Annotated in this window: 16 protein-coding genes and 1 other RNA gene; 7 read left to right on the top strand and 10 right to left on the bottom strand. The window is 31.8% G+C overall.

Features of this window, described 5'->3' with window-relative positions:
• From IEV63_RS11990 to IEV63_RS12015, 6 genes are all read left to right on the top strand, one after another.
• Positions 1-264, top strand: a 264-nt coding sequence (locus IEV63_RS11990) for a T9SS type A sorting domain-containing protein (RefSeq protein ID WP_188405813.1), incomplete at its 5' end; no start/stop codon positions are given.
• Between the two features lie 57 nt (positions 265-321).
• Entirely contained in the window at positions 322-1356 is a 1035-nt protein-coding gene (locus IEV63_RS11995; RefSeq protein WP_229737252.1) for a glycosyltransferase family 2 protein, read from the top strand.
• A 2-nt stretch (positions 1357-1358) separates the two neighbouring features.
• Positions 1359-2312 (top strand): YbbR-like domain-containing protein, encoded by a 954-nt coding sequence (locus IEV63_RS12000; protein ID WP_188407058.1) that lies wholly within the window; start codon positions 1359-1361, stop codon positions 2310-2312.
• 3 nt (positions 2313-2315) lie between these two features.
• Entirely contained in the window at positions 2316-2906 is a 591-nt protein-coding gene (coaE, locus tag IEV63_RS12005) for a dephospho-CoA kinase (protein ID WP_188407059.1), read from the top strand.
• A gap of 67 nt (positions 2907-2973) precedes the next feature.
• The gene (locus tag IEV63_RS12010) at positions 2974-4539 is read left to right on the top strand and encodes a sensor histidine kinase (RefSeq protein ID WP_188407060.1); all 1566 of its coding nucleotides are present in this window, start codon (positions 2974-2976) and stop codon (positions 4537-4539) included.
• A 4-nt stretch (positions 4540-4543) separates the two neighbouring features.
• Positions 4544-5266, top strand: coding sequence for a response regulator transcription factor (locus IEV63_RS12015; protein ID WP_188407061.1), 723 nt, complete (start codon positions 4544-4546; stop codon positions 5264-5266).
• Positions 5267-5310: 44 nt separating this feature from the next.
• Here IEV63_RS12015 and miaA read toward each other — a convergent pair whose 3' ends face one another.
• The 7 genes from miaA to IEV63_RS12050 form a co-directional block, all read right to left on the bottom strand.
• Complete coding sequence (gene miaA, locus IEV63_RS12020; RefSeq protein WP_188407062.1) at positions 5311-6246, bottom strand: tRNA (adenosine(37)-N6)-dimethylallyltransferase MiaA; 936 nt, start codon at positions 6244-6246, stop codon at positions 5311-5313.
• Positions 6236-7051: an ion transporter gene (locus tag IEV63_RS12025; RefSeq protein WP_188407063.1), complete on the bottom strand. Its 816-nt coding sequence runs from the start codon at positions 7049-7051 to the stop codon at positions 6236-6238. The genes miaA and IEV63_RS12025 overlap by 11 nt, the downstream gene beginning before the upstream one ends.
• Before the next feature lie 19 nt (positions 7052-7070).
• Positions 7071-8438: an exonuclease domain-containing protein gene (locus IEV63_RS12030; protein WP_188407064.1), complete on the bottom strand. Its 1368-nt coding sequence runs from the start codon at positions 8436-8438 to the stop codon at positions 7071-7073.
• 10 nt (positions 8439-8448) lie between these two features.
• Positions 8449-9108 carry a YggS family pyridoxal phosphate-dependent enzyme gene (locus tag IEV63_RS12035; protein WP_188407065.1) on the bottom strand — a complete coding sequence of 220 codons (660 nt, stop codon included), beginning with the start codon at positions 9106-9108 and terminating at the stop codon, positions 8449-8451.
• Positions 9109-9118: 10 nt separating this feature from the next.
• Entirely contained in the window at positions 9119-10357 is a 1239-nt protein-coding gene (locus IEV63_RS12040) for a DUF1015 domain-containing protein (RefSeq protein WP_188407066.1), read from the bottom strand.
• A gap of 1 nt (position 10358) precedes the next feature.
• The gene (locus tag IEV63_RS12045) at positions 10359-11249 is read right to left on the bottom strand and encodes a 3-hydroxybutyryl-CoA dehydrogenase (RefSeq protein ID WP_188407067.1); all 891 of its coding nucleotides are present in this window, start codon (positions 11247-11249) and stop codon (positions 10359-10361) included.
• Positions 11250-11344: 95 nt separating this feature from the next.
• Complete coding sequence (locus tag IEV63_RS12050; protein WP_188407068.1) at positions 11345-12310, bottom strand: Gfo/Idh/MocA family protein; 966 nt, start codon at positions 12308-12310, stop codon at positions 11345-11347.
• 183 nt (positions 12311-12493) lie between these two features.
• Between IEV63_RS12050 and rnpB the strand changes: the two genes are divergently transcribed.
• An RNA gene (rnpB, locus tag IEV63_RS12055) (RNase P RNA component class A) lies at positions 12494-12823 on the top strand.
• Positions 12824-12900: 77 nt separating this feature from the next.
• Here rnpB and coaD read toward each other — a convergent pair.
• From coaD to IEV63_RS12070, 3 genes are all read right to left on the bottom strand, one after another.
• Positions 12901-13359, bottom strand: coding sequence for a pantetheine-phosphate adenylyltransferase (gene coaD, locus IEV63_RS12060; RefSeq protein WP_188407069.1), 459 nt, complete (start codon positions 13357-13359; stop codon positions 12901-12903).
• 88 nt (positions 13360-13447) lie between these two features.
• On the bottom strand, positions 13448-14431 hold the full coding sequence (locus IEV63_RS12065) for a D-alanine--D-alanine ligase (RefSeq protein WP_188407070.1): 984 nt from the start codon (positions 14429-14431) through the stop codon (positions 13448-13450).
• A gap of 24 nt (positions 14432-14455) precedes the next feature.
• Positions 14456-15346, bottom strand: coding sequence for a lysophospholipid acyltransferase family protein (locus tag IEV63_RS12070; RefSeq protein ID WP_308419941.1), 891 nt, complete (start codon positions 15344-15346; stop codon positions 14456-14458).
• Positions 15347-15354: the final 8 nt, after the last annotated feature.

Consider the following 15354-nt stretch of genomic DNA (forward strand, 5'->3'; position numbering starts at 1 on the left):
TCAGACGCAGTGGTTTCAACCATCGATTTCGATTCTGCTAATTTCAGTTATTATCCAAACCCTGTAAAGACCAGTATAACTATAGATGCTACAAATAATGTAGAAGAAATAGAAGTGTTTAATATGCTAGGACAACGTGTAATTACACAACGCCCTAATCAAACTAATCCAAGATTAGAGATGGGTAATTTAGAAGCTGGAGTATATTTAATGAAAGTAAGCATCAACGGTGCGAGCAAAACATTCCAGGTTATAAAAGAGTAAAGCCTTTTTACAGGTTAATTAATCAAAATCCCAGTACGAAAGTGCTGGGATTTTTTTATGAAGTATATTTGCTGTATGGATTTATCGGTTTCATTTATTATTCCTGTTTTTAATAGACCTGATGAGATAAAGGAGCTTTTAGATAGCTTTTATAAGCAACAAACACAACATCTATTTGAAATTGTTATAATCGAAGATGGTTCGCGTATATCATGTTTTTCTGTTGTAGAAGAATTTATACCGAAATTAAACATTAAGTATCTTAAAAAAGCAAATACAGGCCCTGGCGACTCTAGAAATTATGGGATGCAACACGCAAGTGGAAATTTCTTTGTTATCTTAGATTCCGATATAATTTTACCCAAAAATTATATAAATCAAGTCCTTTTATTTATATGTACAAACAATGTGCATTGCTTTGGAGGCCCAGATTTAGCTCATGATGGCTTTACCAATTTGCAGAAAGCTATAGATTTTACAATGACTTCTTTTATTACAACAGGTGGAATTCGGGGGGGTAAAAAGCAAATTCAAACTTACGAACCAAGAAGTTTTAATATGGGGATTTCTAAAGAAGTTTTTTTAAAAACAGCTGGTTTTGCTAATATTCATCCAGGAGAAGATCCAGATTTGTCTATCCGAATTCAAAAATTAGGTTATAAAACCTTTTATTTAGCTGAAGCTGGAGTATTTCATAAAAGAAGAATTTCTTGGAAAAAGTTCATCAATCAAGTTTATAAATTTGGGTTAGTACGTCCGATTTTAATGAAAAAACATCCTGAAACAAAAAAAGTATCTTTCTTTTTTCCAAGTATATTTAGTTTGTTTTTAGTATTAGCCGTACTTTTTAGTCTATTTGATTTTTACTACCCACTAGTTTTATGTTTAGTTTACTTGTTTGTAGTAAGTTTAGTATCGTTTATTAAATTGAAATCAATTACAATATCTTTTTATGTAATTATATCAACCTTAATTCAATTTTCTGGGTATGGATTTGGATTTATAAACAGTTTCTTTTTTATACATTTACTCAATAAAAATCCAAGAAGCAAGTTTCCTTTTTTATTCTTTAAAGGAGAAAAACAATTTTAAATATGACCAAAAAAACAAACATATTTTCAAATGCATTTGAAACAGCAAATTGGAAGGCCATTTTGTTTTTTACTTCATTTACTTTTTTGCTATGGTTAATTCTTCAGTTTTCAAAAGAACATAAAATTGATTTAGAATTAAAGGTTCAATTTGTAGATGTTCCTGTTAATGAAATACTTGATAAAAATCAAATACTATTAAATACAAGCTTAACTGAGACTGGGTTTAAAATATTTAAGAAAGAGCTCTCGAAGAATACAATTCTAATTCCAATTTCTTCATTAGAGAAAAATGAATATTTTTATACCTTTAAAAGCAGCATGTTTTTATCTCAAGTTGCCAATCAAGTAGATGTTTCACCTACAAATATAAATATTGAAGATGTGCAGTATAATTTGCCATACGCACTAAAAGCAACTAAAAAAGTCCCCATTCATTTTAATGCTAATGTAAGTTATGCTAAATCTTTTTCAAGCTATAAAGGAATTCAGTTATCAAAGGATTCTATTGAAATTGCCGGACCAAAACAAATAATCAGTTCAATAAAATCCATTAAAACTAAAAAAATAGCATTACAAGAGCTGAAAGCTAATCATAAAGGTGAATTTGAGCTTATTAATCCAAATCCAAATCTAATTTCATTAGAAACTAAATTGATGAATTTTCAGATTCGAGTTGAAAAATTTACAGAAATTAGTTTTACTATTCCTTTGCAGTTAAAAAATTCGCCAGAAGATTATTTAGTTGAATTAATACCTGAGCATGTTAAATTAAGCTTCCAAACAAGTATTATTAATGCCCAGTTAATAACTGAAGATGATTTTGCTGTTGTTGTAGATTTTAATCGTGCTTTAAAAAAAGCTTATACGTTAGTACCTAAATTGCAAAAATCTTCAGCTAAGGCTATACGAGTTTCCATTGAACCGAATCAAGTTGAATATGTTTTAAGAAAATAGCAGATGATTACTTTGGCAATTACAGGAGGAATTGGTAGTGGTAAAACTACCGTAGTTAACTATTTTAAATCTTTAGGTTGTCCTGTGTTTATAGCAGACATTGAAGCTAAAAAATTAATGAACACTTCAAAAAACTTAAAACAAGCAATAGTTAAATCCTTTGGAGAACAAACATACTTAAATGGAAAATTAAACAAAGCCTATTTATCTGAACAAGTCTTTTCTAAGCCTGAAAAGCTAAACCTTTTAAATCAATTAGTTCATCCTGTTGTAGCAAATGCATTTTCAGAATGGAAAACCAAACAAACTAGCCCATTGCTTATTTATGAAGCTGCTATAATTTTTGAAAAAAACAAACAAAACCAATTTGATTATACAGCTTTGGTAACTGCTCCTAAAGACGAAAAAATTGAACGAATACAAAAAAGGGATAACACAAGTTATGCACAAATTGAAGCTAGAATGCAACATCAATGGGATGATAATCGAAAAAAAAAATTAGCAGATTTTATCATAAATAATGAAGAATTAATAAAAACAGAACAAAAAGTGCAAGAAATTTATAAATATTTAAAAAATATACATAATTTTTAAATAATCTTGCAGTTAATTTTTTCTTAAAGCTACAAATGTTAAAACGCTTAAATTTTACATTTGAAGCATGAATAAAAAGCTTTTCCGTTTACTTATTTTATTGATGAGTATTTCTTTAATAGGAATTATTTTCGTCCAAGGATACTGGATTAAAAACTCAGTTGAAAGTAGTGAAGAGCAGTTTTCAATTTCAGCAAAACAAGTGCTTATTAATGTTGCTAGAACAGTTGAAAATGAAGAGTTAGATAAATATTATTTTGAAGTAGCAGCTTTAGCCAACACTTCTGATGCCCTTGAAACTCAATTGAGTGAACTTTTTCATTTAAAAGACAAAGACGAATCAAGCGAATATTATGTTTACTCAAACTCAATTTTACAGGAAGATTATAAAGTTTCATCTCCTTTTTTGTATGGAGATAAAGACAGCATAGAGTTTAGGAAGCTTATTAACAAAAAAGTGACGCGGGTAGTTAGAAAAGAAGGTCTAGATAATAAAAAATTATCTGCGATGGATCGGTATGAAAAAATTCAAAAAATGGATAGAGAAGAACGCTATTTAATGCGCGATGCTATTCAAGAAGGAGCAAGCATGTTGCCTATTCATAAACGAGTTGACGCTAGCCGACTTAAAGAATTAATACAAGACCAAGTAAAACAACGCAACTTAAATTCAGATTTTGAGTTTGGTATTTATAGCGACGAACTCCCTACTAAAGTTCGTTCAGATAATTTTGTTCTAAAAAGCCCTTCTACCTATGGTGTGCCTATTTTTGGTGCAAAAAACAGCAAGCACCAATACAAACTCTTCATAAATTTTACAGATAAGAAAAAAGAAATACTTTCTTCAATTTCTAGGATGGCGATTATATCTATTATCTTTACAATCATCATTATATTAACATTTTCATCTGCTATTAGTCAATTATTTAAACAACGGCAAATTTCTGAAATTAAAACAGATTTTATAAATAACATGACGCATGAATTTAAAACTCCTATAGCTACCATAAATCTCGCTTTGGATTCAATGAATAATCCTAAAGTCGGAGAAAATAAAGAAATGGTGAATCGGTATTTGAAAATGATTCGTGACGAAAACAAACGAATGCATGCACAGGTTGAAAATGTATTGCGTATTTCTAAATTAGAACGTAATGAATTGAATATTGATAAAGATCGTCAAAAACTACAAGACTTAGTTAATATAGCTATTAGTCATGTAGATTTAATTGTGAAAAATAGAAGTGGCTACATTAAAACTCATTTTAATGCTAATAAATCATCCATATTAGCTAACGAATCGCACTTTACTAATGTAATTGTAAACATACTCGATAATGCTATAAAATATTCACCCAACGCGCCTAAGATTGATGTATATACCGAAAATGTAAAAAATTACGTTATCTTAAAAATTAACGATAAAGGTGCTGGTATGAACAAACCTGTACAGAAGAAAATTTTTGATAAATTTTATAGAGAACATACTGGAGACGTTCATAATGTTAAAGGCCATGGCCTTGGCTTAGCTTACGTTAAACGTATTGTAGAAGACCACCACGGCGAAATATCCGTGGAGAGCGAAAAAGGGGTTGGAAGCTCCTTCATTATTAAATTACCATTAATATCATAAACATATGGAAACTGAGAACAAAAAGATTTTACTAGTAGAAGACGATCCAAATTTTGGAATTGTTTTAAAAGATTATTTAACCATGAACGATTTTGACGTAACACACGCCAAAAATGGAATGGAAGGTTTTGAAAAATTTAAAAAAGGCGATTACGATTTATGTATTTTAGATGTAATGATGCCTTACAAAGATGGATTTACTTTAGCAAAAGAAATTAGAGAGAAAAATGAAGACATCCCTATTATTTTTCTAACTGCTAAAAGCATGAAAGAAGACGTATTGAAAGGCTACAAAGTAGGAGCAGACGATTACTTAAACAAACCTTTTGATAGCGAAGTATTATTGATGAAAATAAAAGCTATAATGCAACGTAAAGCTAGCGACAGTGTTGCAGATAGCAAACAATTTGAATTTAATATTGGCAATTTTCATCTTAACTCTAAACTTCGTTTTTTGACTTTTAAAGAAGATGAGCCTATTAAATTGTCTCCAAAAGAAAATGAGTTATTACGCTTGTTAGCGCTTCATGAAAACGATTTGATGCCACGTGAGTTAGCTCTAACTAAAATTTGGAGAGACGATAACTATTTCACATCAAGAAGTATGGATGTGTATATTGCTAAATTAAGAAAATACTTAAAAGTAGACGATTCTGTTGAAATTTTAAATATTCACGGAGAAGGATTCCGATTGGTAGTTAAAGGATCAGACGGAAAATCTGCATAAAGAAGAAAACAAATAAAAAAGCAAATTAGCTTTTCAGTTTCAAATTACACGGGCATATTATTTGCCTGTGTAATCTTCTTTTCCACAATACTAATTATCTCTTTAAATGGAGTTTGGTAGTCTAACCAAAGAGCATCTTCCTGATTAGTAAACCAAGTTAATTGCCGTTTGGCAAAACGCCTTGTATTTTTTTTAATCTCCGCAATAGCTTTTTCTAAAGAAATACTTCCTTCTAGGTAAGCAAATAATTCTTTATATCCAACGGTGTTTAAAGCATTCAAGTTTCTTTTATCGAATAGTGTTTTAGCTTCATCGAGTAAACCATTTTCCATCATTATATCTACGCGTTGTTCAATTCTGTTATAGATAATTTCTCTGGGAGCAGTTAAGCCTATTTTTAATACACTAAAATTTTTGTCTTTCTTCTTTTGTCCTAAGAATGAAGAATAAGTCTTAGCAGAGGCACGATAAACAGCCAAAGCACGAATTACTCGTTTAGGATTGGCAATTGCAATAGCTTGATAAGCTTTAGGGTCTACTTTTTTTAATTCGGTTTGTAAATATGCTAAACCTTTGTTTTCTAGTTCTTTATTTAATTGTTCCCTAATTTCTTCATTTACTTTAGGAAATTCGTCTAAACCTTCGGTTACTGATTTTACATATAAGCCGCTACCCCCAACTAAAATTACTTTGTCTTTTTGTTTACATAATGTTTTTAATTTTTCGTTAGCATCTTGCTCAAATTGACCAACGCTATAGGCTTCTTCAATAGAAATATGCTGGATAAAATGATGTTTTGCTGCTGCTAACTCTTTAGCTGAAGGAACAGCAGTACCAATTTGCATTTCTTTATAAAATTGCCTAGAATCTGCAGAAATTATTTCTGTATTATAATATTTAGCTAATTGAATTCCTAAGGCAGTTTTACCAATGGCAGTGGGCCCTAAAACACAAATTAGCTTAGCTTGATTATTTTTCATGTGATCTGTTTAACGAGTACCCACACTTACTACAAAATTTAGCAGAATTATCATGCGTGCTTTCTCCACAATTAAAACAAACTTGTGTGTTTTGGTGTTGTCGGTCTTGCTTGACCATTTCGGCAGATACAATTCCTGTAGGCACTGCAATTACTCCGTAACCCATAATCATTATTAGTGTAGCAATAAATTGTCCCAAAGGAGTAACAGGATGAATATCTCCATAGCCAACAGTTGTAAAGGTAACAATAGTCCAATAAATACTTCTTGGAATTGAGGTGTAGCCATGCTCAGGTCCTTCAACTAAATACATTATAGTTCCAGCAATAAAAGAAACCACAATTACACTAAATAAAAATGTAGATATTTTAGGCAAAGACCTTTTAATGGCAGTTCCAATTCTTTCGCCTTCACCACTTAACCTAGCCAATTTTAAAATTCTAAAAACACGCAATAAACGCAAAGCTCTTATAGAAAGTAATGCTCCAGAACCAGCAAATATTAATGATATGTATAAGGGAATTGTAGAAAGAAAATCGACTATTCCGTAAAAACTAAAAATATATTTTTTGGCTTGTTTTATACTAATAACTCGTAAGATATATTCTATTGTAAAAAAAACAGTAATGATCCATTCCGCAATATAAAGCCAATCGTGATATACTTCGTAGATATAGCCAACCGAGTCTAGCATAACTAATACAAGACTGATTAATATTACGATGAGTAACACAACATCAAAAAGTTTTCCTGCTTTGGTGTCTGCTTCGTAAATTACCTCGTGGAGCTTTTCTTTCCAAGTCATACTTTCAAAATTACTGAAATCATTTTAGATGAATTAATTTTATTCGTTTTTCATTTTTTCTGATATAGGCTTGCACAATATGCCTTGCATCACGATTATCATCTAATGGAGTAATAACTTGTTGAAGAATTTCTTGGTTTTGGAACTGATAATTTAAGTTGAAAAACCCCATTCCTTTTAATTCGCCCTTAGCTATCCAAACCACTGATTTTTCTGAAGCATTTCTGCCTCGGTCAATAACCAACATGTTTTTTTGATTGAAGCTGTAGCGTTCTATAACTTGCTGAGCTCGTTTATTGTAACTATCTACAGATTCTTCGCCTACGCAAGCTCCTTTACATTCTTTAATTGTATAGTTAAAACAGGCAGCTTTGGTTTTATGCAAGCCACATAATCGCTGGCATAAATTGTATTCTTCAACAATAAAGTTAAGTATAGCTTTGGCTTGCATTATGTTGGTAAAAGTCGTAATAGGTTCGTCTTTTTGTTTAGCAGAACCAATTTTAAATTCTATATATCCGTCCGCATTAACTTTGCTATAAAGAGCATGAGTAAACAGCTTCTTTTTTAATGCACGGTTGTATTTCGGCTGAATTTTTTTAATTTCCTGGTTCTCCTTTAATAAAGCTATAAGTTCGCTTCCGGTAACTTCTACATTAATTTGTTCAGTTTCTAACTGAATTTGCCTGGATTTAGGGCTGTCGTTGGTAAAATGTTGATTGGCACGTTTTTTTATATTTTTACTTTTGCCAACATAAATTATTTTGCCATCTGTGTTGTAAAAATAATATACGCCGGTTCTTGCAGGTAACTCTTCAATTAAACGAATTAGCTTTTGGTCTTTTCTTTTTTTTGGCTTTATGCTAATGCTTTCTGAAATTACGGTTTTAGAAGTGTCTTTTTGTAAGAGTAACTTGAATAATTCTACAGTTGCTAAAGCATCTCCCGAAGCCCGATGCCGATTGGTAATGGGTATTCCTAAGTTTTTTACTAATTTCCCTAAAGAATACGAAGGTAAGTCGGGCACTAGTTTTTGAGACAAATCTACAGTACAAATTGATTTTCGTTCAAATTCGAATCCTAGTCTGCTAAATTCAGTTCGTAAAATTCGATAATCAAATTTGGCATTGTGTGCTACCAAGACACAATTTTCTGTAATTTCTACAATGCGTTTAGCTACTTCGTAAAACTTAGGTGCATTTCGGAGCATTTCATTATTAATTCCTGTAAGTCCAACTACAAACGATTGTATTTTGCGTTCAGGATTAATTAAACTAATAAATTGATCTACTACTTTTTCACCATCAAATTTATAGATAGCAATTTCGGTAATGCCTTCTTCATTGTACTTTCCTCCAGTAGATTCTATGTCTAATATGGCAAACAAATACTATTTTTTAATTTCGTTCGCCAAAGATAGCACTTCCAATACGAATCATATTGCTTCCGTGTTTTATTCCCAATTTATAATCGCCGCTCATTCCCATCGATAATATTTTTAAATTTTGGTGTTCTGTTTTTAATTCATCGAAAGTTTTCTTTAAGAAGGCAAACTCACGTTCAATTTGATCTTTATCTTCTGTAAACGTAGCCATTCCCATTAAACCAACGATTTTTACATGATTAAAATGAGGAATTCTTTCGTCTTGTAATAAAGCGATTAAATCTTCTTTACTCATGCCAAATTTAGATTCTTCTTCTGCTATTTTTAATTGAAGCAAGCAGCGGATTTCCCGTTCATTTTGTTTGGCTCTTTTGTTAATTTCTTTTAGTAATTTCATCTTGTCTACAGCGTGAACTAAACTAACATAAGGTGCCATGTACTTTACTTTGTTGGTTTGCACATGGCCAATCATATGCCATTCAATATCTTTAGGCAAAGCTTCCCACTTATCTGTCATTTCTTGGATTTTATTTTCTCCAAAAATGCGTTGTCCCGTTTGGTAGGCTTCCATTAAATCTTCGTTGGGTTTAGTTTTCGAAACTGCTACTAATGCTACTTCTTCTGGAATTGTAGACTTAAATGTCTTGATGTTTTTAGATATATTTATTGGCATTTTATTTTCTTTAAAATTCGTGTATGCAAATTCCGCTTCTTAACTTAGGATCTATATATGTGCTTTTTGGCGGCATACTTAAGCCTTCATCGGCTATTTGTTTTACTTCTTGTATTTGTACAGGTAACATGCCAAAACCAACAGCATATTTTTTGGCATCTACTTTTCCTTTTACATATGCCATATCTTTTTGAGCTGGTGCGTAGGTTACACGTTTGTTATTTTTAAAATCGGCTATTCCTAAAATGGGTTTTAAAATGAAGTTATTTAAAATTTGTGCATCTAATTCATCTAAAGCATTTTGAAATATTTGATGATTTTTCCGAAGGTATAAAGAATAAAACTCACCATCTAAATACATGCTAAAATGATGCTTGTAGGTAGGTTTATAATAATCTTGTTTGCGGTTTTCTATCCTGAAAAATTCATCTAATCGTATTAAAAACTCTTCTTTACTTAAGCCGTTTAAATCTTTCACTAACCTATTAAACTCTCTTATTTTTAATTGATTCTCTGGTATTAAGTAGCTTAAAATGAAATTGTAAGCTTCATTTCCAGTATGTTTATCGTTTTCGAGAGCCATTTCATTACTTAACATTACCGAAGAAGAAATGCGATGATGACCATCTGCAATATATAAATGTGAAATTTTTGCAATAGCAGTTTCAATTGCTTCAATTTGTGCTAAATCTTTAATAATCCATACATAATGTGTTTCTCGTGAGGTAGTTGTAAATTCATATTCTGCACGATTTTGAATAACTTCGGCTGTAATTTCATCTAAAGCATTTTGCTTCGGATAAGTCAACAAAACCGGATCGGTATTAAATCTTACAGTTTTTAAATAGTTTGTAAAAAGCGAAACTCTTTTAGATAATGTTTCTTCGTGGCGTTTTATTTTATTCTGATTATAGTCTTCTGCGTGGCAACAGCCTACAAAACCAGAAAAAATATCTCCATTTCGGTAATGAATTTGGTGTAACAAAAATACCGCTTGCTCTTCAGTTTTAAAAATTTCGTCTTCTTTAAACTCTAAAAAGCGATTTTTTACTAAACTAAAGCGTTGTTTTCCTGAAATTTCCTTTTTGTATTTGTAACCTGGATTTACAATATGCAAAAACGAAAATGGATTATGCTCCAATCTTGCTTCACGCTCCTTTTTAGTATAACTTTCGTAAGGGCGTGAAGCCATTAAACTTATTTTCGTTCGGGTTGGTCTTGTTGCCTTAAATGCGCAGAATTTTGGCATTTTAGTTGGTAAATTGACTAGAAACTATTTCTGCTTTTTTGCTTTCGCTATAATCGTAAAACCCTTCACCCGATTTTACACCCATTTTACCAGCACGTACCATGTTTACTAATAATGGACAGGGAGCATATTTTGGGTTTTTAAATCCATCGTACATTACTTCTAAAATGGAAAGACAAACATCTAAACCAATAAAATCTGCTAATTGCAGTGGTCCCATTGGGTGTGCCATTCCTAACTTCATAACCGTATCAATTTCTTCAACTCCAGCTACACCTGTATATAATGTTTCTATGGCTTCATTGATCATGGGCATTAAAATTCGGTTAGCTACAAAGCCAGGATAATCATTCACTTCTGTAGGTACTTTTTTTAAGTTTTTTGCCATGGCTACCACTTTATCGTTGGTTTCGTTGGAAGTATTATATCCACGAATAATTTCAACCAATTTCATAATCGGAACAGGATTCATAAAGTGCATTCCAATTACTCGATCAGGCCGTTGTGTTACAGCAGCAATTTTAGTAATCGGAATAGAAGATGTGTTGGTTGATAAAATGCAATTTTCAGGACAAACCTTATCTAAAGTTTTAAAAATGTCTAGTTTGATATTTTCATTTTCTGAAGCTGCTTCAACAACTAAATCTGCTGTTTTTGCACCTTCTTCAAGCTGGGTATAAGTTGTAATATTATTTAAAGTTGAAGTTTTATCGTATTCACTTATTTTTTCTTTAGCCAGCATTCGGTCTAAATTTTTGGTGATGGTTGCAATACCACGTTCTAAACTTTCTTGGCTAAGGTCTACCAAATTTACTTTGTATCCAAATTGTGCAAAGGTGTGGGCAATTCCATTTCCCATTGTTCCTGCACCGATTACGGTTATATTTTTCATTACTTTTTTATTTTAGTTTCTATCTTCCTATCTCTAACTCTTTCCAAAGGAAAGAAGACAATATTTTACTAACTATTCACTACTCACACTAAAAATTATTTCCCAAAAGCATCAATTACTTGCATAGCCACTTTTAGTGCTTTTGTACCATCTTCTAAGTTTACGATGGGTCGTGTTTTATGTTCAATGGCATCAGCAAAAGTTTCTAATTCATCTAAAATAGCATTGTTGCTGCCTACATCAGGATTGTCGAAATAAATTTGCTTTTTAACACCTTCTGCGTTTTGCAAAACCATGTCGAAGTCTCCTGGATTTTCTGGGGCATCTTTCATTTTAACCACTTCAATTTGCTTTTCAAGAAAATCTACAGAAATGTAAGCGTCTTTTTGAAAAAATCTAGACTTCCGCATATTTTTTAAAGAAATTCGACTTGCTGTTAAATTGGCAACACAGCCATTCTCGAATTGAATTCGGGCATTAGCGATATCTGGAGTGTCAGAAATTACCGAAACTCCAGAAGCATTAACTTGCTTTACCTCCGATTTTACAACACTTAAAATGGCATCGATGTCATGAATCATTAAATCCAAAACTACCGGTACATCTGTACCACGTGGGTTAAATTCTGCTAGGCGATGCGTTTCTATAAACATAGGGTTTTCAATTTTAGAAATCGCTGCCCTAAATGCTGGATTAAAACGCTCTACATGTCCTACTTGTCCCAGAACCTTGTGCTTTTTAGCAAGTGTAATTAATTGATTTGCTTCTGCTACTGTATTAGTAATGGGTTTTTCTAAGAATACATGCTTCCCTTTTTCTATAGCTTTTTTGGCCATCTCAAAATGAGAAAGTGTTGGTGTTACAATATCTATAACATCTACTTCCTCAAGTAATTGCTGATAATCTGAATAATAAGAGTAACCAAATTCAGTTTGTACTTTTTGAGCATATTCAGGATTTACATCGTAAAAGCCAATTAATTGATATTTAGTAGATTCATTTAGTAAACGCAGGTGTATTTTTCCAAGATGTCCCGCGCCTAAGACGCCAATTTTAAGCATATATTTTTGATTTCTCACAAAGGTAGCATTCTTTTTTAGTTTCAATAATTAGATACTAATTTTTAAGAAATTACTAGTTTTATACTAATGTTTTTTCTGATTTTTTGCTTGTACAAATCTATTTTTTACTGCTTCTTATTGTTTGTATTTGATTATTTATTGCCAAGTAATACCTACTTTTGCGCAGCAGACCGCCTTATCGCTGTTCATCTAAATTTTATTTTCGATGAAAAGAGGAAAGTCCGGACACCAAAGCATGGCATAGCGGGTAACGCCCGTCATCTTAATTTTTAAGATAGGACAAGTGCAACAGAAAGGATGTACAGGTAATGCTGTAGTGAAATCAGGTAAACTCTATGCGGTGAAATACCATGTAAACCAAGGCTTGAGACTTATGCGGTTAACTTGGAGGGTAGGTAGCTTGAACGTATGAGTAATTGTGCGTCTAGATAAATGATAAGGATTCCGATAAATATCGGAATACAGAATCCGGCTTATAGGTCTGCTTTTTTTATTTTTTCTTTAAGCTTCTCCATATAATCTTTGTTTTTTTGCTTTTGTACTTAATTGGTCGTACTGGTGTAGCATGACTACTTTTTTACGCGAACCGAATCGGGTACTAACTGCGTATAGTCACCATTATTTCGAATTACATCGCGAACAATAGAAGAGGAGATGTAGCTTTTTCCGCTAGAAGTTAGCAAGAAAACCGTTTCAATTTTTTCAAGTTTTCGGTTGGTATGCGCAATGGCTTTTTCAAATTCGAAGTCGGCTGGATTTCTTAACCCACGTAAAATAAAATCCGCATTTTTCTTTTTGCAGTAATCTACTGTTAAACCTTGGTAAGTTTCAATTTTAATTTTAGGTTCATTTTGAAATGTGTTTTGTAAAAAAGCTTTTCGTTCATCTAAACTAAACATGTATTTTTTGTTTGCATTTACGCCAATCGCCAAAATCAATTCATCAAATAAGGTTAAACCACGCAAGATAATATCTACATGACCATTGGTTATTGGATCGAAAGATCCTGGAAAAACTGCTCGTTTCATACTTCAAGTTATTATTCGAAAATACAAAAATTATCCATGCTTTACCAACATGTTGAGCTTTACGGTAATAAATGTACTTTTTTGAAATTTAATCTTCTGTTTTTAAAGCTTCTATTATTGCTTCATCAAACAAGTTAGTTAGCGAGATTCCAGCTGCTTTAGCTTGTTGTGGAAGCAGACTTGCTTCAGTTAAGCCCGGGCAAGTGTTTACTTCTAAAAAGTGAGCTTTGTTATTATGAAAAATAAATTCAGAACGAGTAAAACCTTTCAATTTAAGTACTTTAAATACTTTTTTAGCTAGATTTTGAACTTCTTGAGTTTGTTGTTCTGAAATTAGTGCAGGAGTAATTTCTTGAGATTTTCCAAGGTATTTGGCGTCGTAATCGAAAAATTCATTTTCTGAAATAATTTGCGTTACCGGAAGAGCTAAAACTTCATTTTTATAATTTATAACACCAACTGAAACTTCTACACCATCTAAAAAAGATTCAACTAAAACTTCATCGTCTTCTTGAAATGAAAATTCAATTGCTTCAATTATGTCTGATTTTTTCTTAACTTTTGAAATACCAAAGCTACTTCCAGCTCGATTGGCTTTCACAAAACAGGGTAAGCCTACTTTTTGTATAATTTCATCTACATTAATTTTATCACCTTTATTAATGAAATAGTTATTTGCTGTAGGAATTCCATGTGGTTTTAAAACAGAAATACAATCTCTTTTGTTGAAGGTTAAGGCTGCTTGATAGTAATTGCAAGTGGTTTGAGCAATTCCAAGCATATTTAAATAAGCCTGCAGTAAACCGTCTTCTCCTGGTGTACCGTGAATGGTATTAAAAACTACATCAAATTTAATTTTTTCCCCGTCTATATTAAATGAAAAATCCGACCGATCTATATTGTGTTTATTTCCTTTTGAATCTACTATAAACCAATTGTTTTTTAGTAAATGAGCTCGGTAAACTTCATATTTATTTGTGGGTAAATGTTGGTAAACTACTTCGCCACTTTTAAGTGAAATTTGGGCTTCGGTAGAATATCCACCCATGGCAACTGCAACTATTTTTTTCATTTTAAGTAAGTTCGATGTTCTTATTTACAAGTGTTTCCAACGTTTATGGGTCCAAAAATACAATTCTGGTGTTTCTTTAATTTCTTCTTCAACTAATTGGAAGTAACGATCTGTAATTTCAAAATTCTTGAAAGATTTTGGTTCGCTTGTAATTTGTTTTATCTCAGCTTCGTAATAACCGCGTTTTACTTTTTTTACATGAATAAACGCCAGTGCTAAGTCGTGCTTTTTAGCAAAAATTTCGGTACCCACAAACATGGGTGAATCCAGCCCCATAAATTTACCCCAATATGCATTTTTTGTATGCCTGGGGGCTTGGTCAGCAATCATTCCATAGTTTACTAATTGGTTGTTTTTGCTATGTTGCTTTATTAAATTAGCAATTTCATTTTTATCGATTAGTTCAATAAAAAACTTACCGCGAATATCTTTTGCTAATTGATCGAAGTATGGATTTCTAATGCGTTTATAAATTCCAAATCCTTCACGTTGGGTTGGGCAGAGCTGAAAAGATGTCATCCATTCAAAATTAGCATGATGGCCAGCTAAGTAAACTATGCTTTTTTGGTGTTTTTCTATATCCGCTATAATTTCAGGATTTGTAAATTTAAATCTATTTTTCATGGTTTCTGCATTCATGCTTAAGCTCTTGATCATTTCAAGATACAAATCGCAAAAATGCCTATAAAATTTCTTTTCAATTTTTAGTAATTCTGTTTTGTTTTTATGGGGAAAGCAAAGGTTTAAATTTTTTCGAACAACATTTTTGCGATAGCCTATAAGGTGATATACTATATAAAACAGCATATTAGATAAGGCATAAATAACAGGAAAAGGTAATATGGAAATAAACCATAATACGGGATACGTTAAATAAAAAACAAGTGCTTTCAAGCTTATGAAAATTTTGTTCAAATATATGT

The organism is Psychroflexus salis (genome assembly GCF_014640175.1).
Taxonomy (GTDB): domain Bacteria; phylum Bacteroidota; class Bacteroidia; order Flavobacteriales; family Flavobacteriaceae; genus Psychroflexus; species Psychroflexus salis.

Excerpts from the sequence above, each read along its gene's own strand:
- IEV63_RS12050 (WP_188407068.1), bottom strand. The coding sequence starts at position 12,310 with ATGCTTAAAATTGGCGTCTTAGGCGCGGGACATCTTGGAAAAATACAC.
- IEV63_RS12035 (WP_188407065.1), bottom strand. The coding sequence starts at position 9,108 with ATGCCAATAAATATATCTAAAAACATCAAGACATTTAAGTCTACAATT.
- IEV63_RS12040 (WP_188407066.1), bottom strand. The coding sequence starts at position 10,357 with ATGCCAAAATTCTGCGCATTTAAGGCAACAAGACCAACCCGAACGAAA.
- miaA (WP_188407062.1), bottom strand. The coding sequence starts at position 6,246 with ATGAAAAATAATCAAGCTAAGCTAATTTGTGTTTTAGGGCCCACTGCC.
- IEV63_RS12015 (WP_188407061.1), top strand. The coding sequence starts at position 4,544 with ATGGAAACTGAGAACAAAAAGATTTTACTAGTAGAAGACGATCCAAAT.
- IEV63_RS12045 (WP_188407067.1), bottom strand. The coding sequence starts at position 11,249 with ATGAAAAATATAACCGTAATCGGTGCAGGAACAATGGGAAATGGAATT.
- IEV63_RS12000 (WP_188407058.1), top strand. The coding sequence starts at position 1,359 with ATGACCAAAAAAACAAACATATTTTCAAATGCATTTGAAACAGCAAAT.
- IEV63_RS12065 (WP_188407070.1), bottom strand. The coding sequence starts at position 14,431 with ATGAAAAAAATAGTTGCAGTTGCCATGGGTGGATATTCTACCGAAGCC.
- IEV63_RS12025 (WP_188407063.1), bottom strand. The coding sequence starts at position 7,051 with ATGACTTGGAAAGAAAAGCTCCACGAGGTAATTTACGAAGCAGACACC.
- IEV63_RS11995 (WP_229737252.1), top strand. The coding sequence starts at position 322 with ATGAAGTATATTTGCTGTATGGATTTATCGGTTTCATTTATTATTCCT.
- coaD (WP_188407069.1), bottom strand. The coding sequence starts at position 13,359 with ATGAAACGAGCAGTTTTTCCAGGATCTTTCGATCCAATAACCAATGGT.
- IEV63_RS12010 (WP_188407060.1), top strand. The coding sequence starts at position 2,974 with ATGAATAAAAAGCTTTTCCGTTTACTTATTTTATTGATGAGTATTTCT.
- coaE (WP_188407059.1), top strand. The coding sequence starts at position 2,316 with ATGATTACTTTGGCAATTACAGGAGGAATTGGTAGTGGTAAAACTACC.